This is a genomic window from Streptomyces sp., from assembly GCF_036566765.1.
In the GTDB taxonomy this organism is placed as follows: Bacteria; Actinomycetota; Actinomycetes; order Streptomycetales; family Streptomycetaceae; genus Streptomyces.
Map to the genome: position 1 here is coordinate 1 of NZ_DATCVQ010000561.1, position 5,447 is coordinate 5,447.

General features: G+C 66.5%; 6 protein-coding genes and 1 pseudogene. 5 read left to right on the top strand and 2 right to left on the bottom strand.

All coding sequences use genetic code 11. The annotated features are described in order from the left end of the window. Window positions 1–245: 245 nt before the first annotated feature. The 4 genes and pseudogenes from VIU94_RS32500 (at window position 246) to VIU94_RS32515 (ending at window position 2,862) form a co-directional block, all read left to right on the top strand. On the top strand, window positions 246–689 hold the full coding sequence (locus tag VIU94_RS32500; RefSeq protein ID WP_331916985.1) for a YchJ family protein: 444 nt from the start codon (window positions 246–248) through the stop codon (window positions 687–689). Window positions 690–776: 87 nt separating this feature from the next. Next, entirely contained in the window at window positions 777–1,496 is a 720-nt protein-coding gene (locus VIU94_RS32505; protein ID WP_331916987.1) for a hypothetical protein, read from the top strand. 128 nt (window positions 1,497–1,624) lie between these two features. Further along, window positions 1,625–1,897 (top strand): annotated as a pseudogene (locus VIU94_RS32510) (transposase); the annotation flags it as partial. A 152-nt stretch (window positions 1,898–2,049) separates the two neighbouring features. Next, window positions 2,050–2,862 carry an IS5 family transposase gene (locus VIU94_RS32515; RefSeq protein ID WP_331916989.1) on the top strand — a complete coding sequence of 271 codons (813 nt, stop codon included), beginning with the start codon at window positions 2,050–2,052 and terminating at the stop codon, window positions 2,860–2,862. Between the two features lie 82 nt (window positions 2,863–2,944). Here the strand turns inward: VIU94_RS32515 and VIU94_RS32520 are convergent, their stop codons facing one another. Next, a complete protein-coding gene (locus tag VIU94_RS32520) occupies window positions 2,945–3,397 on the bottom strand; it encodes a DUF3592 domain-containing protein (RefSeq protein WP_331916991.1) in 453 nt (150 codons plus the stop codon). Window positions 3,398–3,839: 442 nt separating this feature from the next. On the opposite strand from VIU94_RS32520, the gene VIU94_RS32525 reads away from it, so the two are divergent. Continuing rightward, complete coding sequence (locus tag VIU94_RS32525) at window positions 3,840–4,433, top strand: hypothetical protein (protein WP_331916993.1); 594 nt, start codon at window positions 3,840–3,842, stop codon at window positions 4,431–4,433. A gap of 13 nt (window positions 4,434–4,446) precedes the next feature. Here the strand turns inward: VIU94_RS32525 and VIU94_RS32530 are convergent. Continuing rightward, window positions 4,447–5,390 (bottom strand): IS5 family transposase gene (locus tag VIU94_RS32530; RefSeq protein ID WP_414721049.1). Its coding sequence is split into 2 segments (ribosomal slippage): window positions 4,447–4,991 and window positions 4,991–5,390, totalling 945 coding nucleotides; the frame shifts between segments, so codons are not numbered across the junction. Between the last annotated feature and the right edge of the window lie 57 nt (window positions 5,391–5,447).

The window sequence follows — 5,447 nt, forward strand, 5'->3', positions numbered from 1 at the left end:
CGGTGCGCCGACGGCCCAGGAGGCCGCCGTGACGGCGGCGCCCGCCGCCACGAACGTGCGTCGAGAGGTGCCCGTACGGTCCATGCCCCAACCCCTTTACCGCCGGTAACTTGCGTGTCGGCGCAGGAATATACGGCCGCCCCCCACGCCCCGGAAGCGCCGCGCGGGCCCAAAGCCCACGATGGCGCGATCCCGCCGCTCGGCCCCGGGCCCTGCGCGGTGCCGCCTCACGCGACAATGGGCGCATGGCACGTCGCACCCGTCGCAGCACCCGCCCCGCCCGCACCCCGGCCCCCGCCGTCACCTCCACTTCGCCCTGCCCCTGCGGGCTGGCCGCCGCGTACGGGGAGTGCTGCGGGCGCTTCCACGCCGGCCCGGCGCAGGCCCCCACCGCCGAGCTGCTGATGCGCTCGCGCTACAGCGCCTTCGTCGTCCGCGACGAGGCGTACCTGCTGCGCACCTGGGCCCCGCGCACCCGACCCGCCGACGTGGACTTCGACCCGGCCATGCGCTGGACGGGCCTGGAGATCCGGCAGACCGCCGACGGCACCGCGTTCCACCAGCACGGCATGGTCACCTTCGAGGCGTCCTACACGCACGACGGCGTGGCCGGATCCCTGCACGAGCGCAGCCGGTTCGAGCGGCACGAGGGGGCGTGGGTCTACGTCGACGGGGACTTCATCGACTAGGAGCTGTCCGGCCGATCATGTGATCGCTAAGAGCTTGTTCTTTAACCCCCTTGGAACCGCGAACGCGCAGTCGATAACGTCATCGTTGTGAGTTCTCGACAGGTCAGCCGTCTTCTGATCAGGGCCCCGGAGCGTAAGGCGCCGAAGGGCTACGTCCTGGACGACTCCCCGCAAGACGCGCCCGGGGTGGTGGTCATGGAGGTCTCATGGGATCTCCGGGAGGAGTTGGAGGCGGAGCTACAGAGGGCTGGTGCCATCCCCCTGCCAAGGCCGCTCTATTTGCGTCTCGACGTCCCGGCGTATGCGACCGTCGTTCTGGCGGCCGCGCCAGGAGTGTGGTTGACGCTCCGTACCGCGCTTCGCGCGCTTGCCGACCGGAACAAGCAGAAGACATTCCACTTGTCCCTTGGCGACGCTGAGATGATCGCTGACGGCCACTCCGTCAAGGACGTTACCCGTCTACTCGAGACCGCTCAGACGCTGTTCGAGCGCCATACTTCCGCTTCGGATGAGACTGAGGGCGAGGGCTTGCCGTATGCCGCGGTGGAGCAGGCAGCAAGGCAACTCCTGGCTCAGCGTGATGGCCTGGTGGTCGACGAGCACATTAGCGGTTGTCTCGACCGTATGGCCCAGTACATCGATGACCCCAGGCTGTGGGAATTGGTGGTCGTGAACCTGGACATGGCCGTAGATTGGCTGGTTCGGTTGGAGCGGGACAACGACAGGCCATCGGCCATCACGCCAGAGGCGACGCTGTCCCTCAACGCTGCCGCCGAGATTCTGAAGCAGTTTCCCCACAGTCGTTGACAAGGGCATCAGGTCGAAATGGGCCTCGAACTTGCCTGCTCACCTGGGCGTTCGCCGGACGTGAGCACGGCCCTCGTCTGATCATGTGCTCCGACCAAGGTGCACCGATCAAGACGAAGGCCGTGAAGGTGAGTCTGCTGCCTGACACCGGTCCCGGGAAAGCGTTCGCGCAAGCGTCACGCTTCCGGGACGACCTATTCGACTGCCTGACCGCGCGCGGGGACGAACTGTTCGAGCTGACGGATGCGTTGCTGTGTGCGGACGGTCCGGTGACCTCGCCGGTGGACCTCACACTGACGGCCGAGCACCGGCGCGGGCATGGCGCGATGTACGACGCGCTGAACAGCGGGAACGTGGATGTGCCGCGGCTGCGGCAGGTGCTGGCCGGGCTGCCGCACCCGGGCGACAAGTGGGTACGGCACATCGTCGCCCAGCTCAACTCCATCGAATCCACCCTCGACCTCATCGCCACCGCCTGACCCGCCAGGGCCCCTCCGTCTTCCGGCCGACCGGCCGGAAGACGGAGAACGAGGGGGTCGTCAAGGACATCCTCATGCGTCGCCGCCGCTATCCCTCGGACATGTCGGACGCCGGGTGGGCTCTGATCGAACCGCTGCTGCCGGTCCCGGCCTGCGAAACCGCCGCCGGGGGCCGGCCGGAGAAGCACCCGCGCCGCGAGATCGTCGACGCGATTCGCTACGTCGTCGACACCGGCTGCAAATGGCGGGCCCTGCCCGCGGACTACCCTCCCTGGCGCACGGTCTGGGGGTTCATGGCTCGCTGGGCCGCCTGCGGCGTGATCGGCCAGATCCGCGACCATCTCGCCGGACGCATCCGCCGCGAGATGGGCAAAGGCCCCCGGGCGGTCGCCACCATCATCGACTCCCAGTCGGTCAAAGCGGCCTCGACCGTCGGCAAGGACTCCCGCGGCTATGACGCGGGCAAGAAGATCAACGGACGCAAGCGGCACCTCGTCGTCGACACCCGCGGCCTGCCGCTGATGGTCATGGTCACCCCCGCCGATCTGCACGACTCGGCTGCCGCGAAGGAAGTCCTCTTCCGCCTGCGCCTCATGCACCCGGAGATCGCGATCGTCTGGGCCGACTCCGCCTACGCGGGCAAGCTCGTGACCTGGGCGAAGAAGCACCTGAACCTGACGATCAAGACCGTCTCCCGACCGAAGGACACCTCCGGGTTCGTCATCCTGCCGCGCCGCTGGGTCGTCGAGCGGTCCCTGGCCTGGATGATGAACGCCCGCCGGCACGCCCGGGACTACGAACGGCTCGTCCAGCACTCCGAGACCCTCATCACCTGGGCTGCTATCACCCTCATGACCCGCCGCCTGGCCCGCCCGGCGAGGGCCTGACCTGCAGTTCACTCCTCCTTCCTATCCGCGTCGCCTGTGGCAACATGGGAAACTCCGAAGTTCGAAGAGGTACCAACTCCCATCATTCCGGTAGTCGAAGCTCGGGCGTGAATGTTCCGTCCTGCATGAGGGCCTGCCGCTGCCGAGCCAAGAAGATGGCCATCGCCACCGGGAAGAACAGGGCAATCCCGCCCGACATAACCGCCATCGCGGTTGCCCCGTCGACATCGTCCTCAAGGGCCACTACCTGAGCATCGTCTGCCTCGTATCGGACGGTGAGTCGATCACCGACTGAGCTCTTGCCGCCGCTGCTGCCGACCGGCAGATCCGCCACCACTCTCCGCCCGTCAGCCTCGAACTCGACCTGGCATCTACCCAGCATGCACAAGCCGTTCTTAACCAACGTCGCATCAGCCCGCATGCCGTCCTGAAGAGAGCGTAGATGCAGGTGCGCCGGAAGCGTCACCAACAGCCACAGGGTGCCCAGCATCAGCCCGAGCACCACCGAAACCACCAGATACCTGCGCTGCGACATCTGAGAGTGCGCCCTCGAAGCGCCTGCGTTCACTATGCCGTCCACCCCTCACCACCCGTTTCATGCCTCAGCGGCCCGCTGTGCCCCTCGCATGAGACATGCCGTATCTGAGTTTCTGAATATAGGTAGAGCCGTGGTGAGTTCGCATGTGGGGATGTCGGCAATCGGCCACGGGCATAGCAGCCGACCGTCGGCAAAAAGCTCAGCGGGGAGCCACGCTCCACTCCAGCTGTGCTGGACGATCGAGAGCCGGACGGCACAACCCGCACCACAGCGGAGGATCACGCTAGCAGTGCCACCAGCTCAAACACCGACACAGCGACACCGACCATCCGTCGCATGTACGGCGGGGCCAGAGTTCAGCAACAGCCTCTAAGCGGCGGTCAGGATGCCTGCCGAAGGGCTGAACCGAACGCGCGATCGGTGACCGTAGGGTGATCACATGGGTATCTGGAACGTTCCGCCGGGCAACGAGCGGCAACCGTGGATGCTGGATCCGTTCGAAGGCGTGGGATCCCTGCGATGGGACGTTCTGCCGGACAGCGAGCGGCAGCAGTGGATGTTGGATCCGTTCGGAGGCGTGGGACCCCTGCGATTTGGGATGCGTCGCGGTGAGGTGTCTGCGGAGCTGGGCGGCGTCCAGGCGAACTGGGGGGTGCGCAACGCGCATGACGAAGCAGGTCACGAACACCACTCCGAGGTAGGGCTGACACTCCACTACGCGGCGGGCGACCACTTGCGAGCTGTTCAGGTCGACGCCCTTCGGGGACCGCAGGTCTTTGCGGACGACACGGCGTTGGTCGGTCGCGTCCCCTCCGAGCTGGAGCGCTGGGTGGAAGCACGTGCCGAGCTCCGAGAACCCGATCCCGAGCTCTTCCTCCTGCCCGGAGGGGAGATCATGTCGGAGAGTCTCGGTGTGGCTTTCTGCCTGCAGCGGGCCGGCGATCGGTTGCTCACGCGACCGATATTCCTCTCGGCCGACACAATGGACGACGGCTATAACAAGCTGGGCAGGGACGCGTGGGTCATCTCCTGAACGGCGAGCAGGCTCACGTACGCAGCCAGATGACGAGGGCGGCTGCCATGACGGTGCCGAGGAATACGTAGCCACGCTTGTCATACCGAGTCGCGACGGCTCGCGAGTTCTTCAGCTTATTGATGGCCCGTTCGACGGTGTTGCGCTTCTTGTACCGGTCCTCGTCAAACCCTGGCGGCCGTCCGCCTCGTGATCCCTTACGAAGGCGGGCAGCATGGCTGTCGGCCTTCTCCGGGATCGTGTGCCGGATGCCCCGGTGCCGCAGATACTCGCGGCAGGGGCCGTTGCTGTATGCCTTATCGGCCGCGACGCTGTCCGGCCTTTTGCGGGGCCTGCCAACTCCGTGCCGAGGAACCCGGATCTTCTCCAGCACCGGCATGAACTGGGTGCAATCGGCTCGCTGTCCGGGTGTGATGATCAGGGACAGCGGGCGACAGCAGCCGTCCGCACTCAGATGGATCTTGCTGGTGAAGCCGCCCCGCGAGCGGCCCAGGCCCTCGCCTCCCGCACCACCTCCACCAGCCGGCCGACGAGACTCTGCCACGGCGTTTCGCTCTGGTGTTCCGATGCTTCGGCCCCTTTTGAAACAGCGAGCGCAGGCGGCGGGTCAGTGCGGGCACCAGCCGCGTGCTGGTGCGCGCGCACGACGGTGGAGTCCACCGCCACATCCCAATCGATCTCGCCTGCCGCATCTGCCGCGGCCTGGACCTGCTGCAGCAGGCGCTCCCAAGTACCGTCCGCCGACCACAATCGGTGTCGCTCGTAGATGGTCTTCCAGGGACCGAACCGCTCGGGCAAATCTCGCCACTGCACCCCAGTCCGCACCCGGTGCAGAATTCCGTCGATCACCTGCCGATGGTCACGCCATCTACCGCACCGACCGTTACTCACCGGCAGGAATGACCGCAGCCGCTCCCACTCGGCGTCCGACAGATCACCACGCTCATCCCGCCCCACGCCCAGAACAACGAGCTGATCAAGTGACGGTCACATGATCGGCCGGACAGGTCCTAG

Bases quoted from the DNA above. Each gene is read 5' to 3' on its own strand.
- VIU94_RS32500 (WP_331916985.1), top strand. From the start codon at position 246: ATGGCACGTCGCACCCGTCGCAGCACCCGCCCCGCCCGCACCCCGGCC.
- VIU94_RS32520 (WP_331916991.1), bottom strand. From the start codon at position 3,397: ATGTCGCAGCGCAGGTATCTGGTGGTTTCGGTGGTGCTCGGGCTGATG.
- VIU94_RS32515 (WP_331916989.1), top strand. From the start codon at position 2,050: ATGCGTCGCCGCCGCTATCCCTCGGACATGTCGGACGCCGGGTGGGCT.
- VIU94_RS32525 (WP_331916993.1), top strand. From the start codon at position 3,840: ATGGGTATCTGGAACGTTCCGCCGGGCAACGAGCGGCAACCGTGGATG.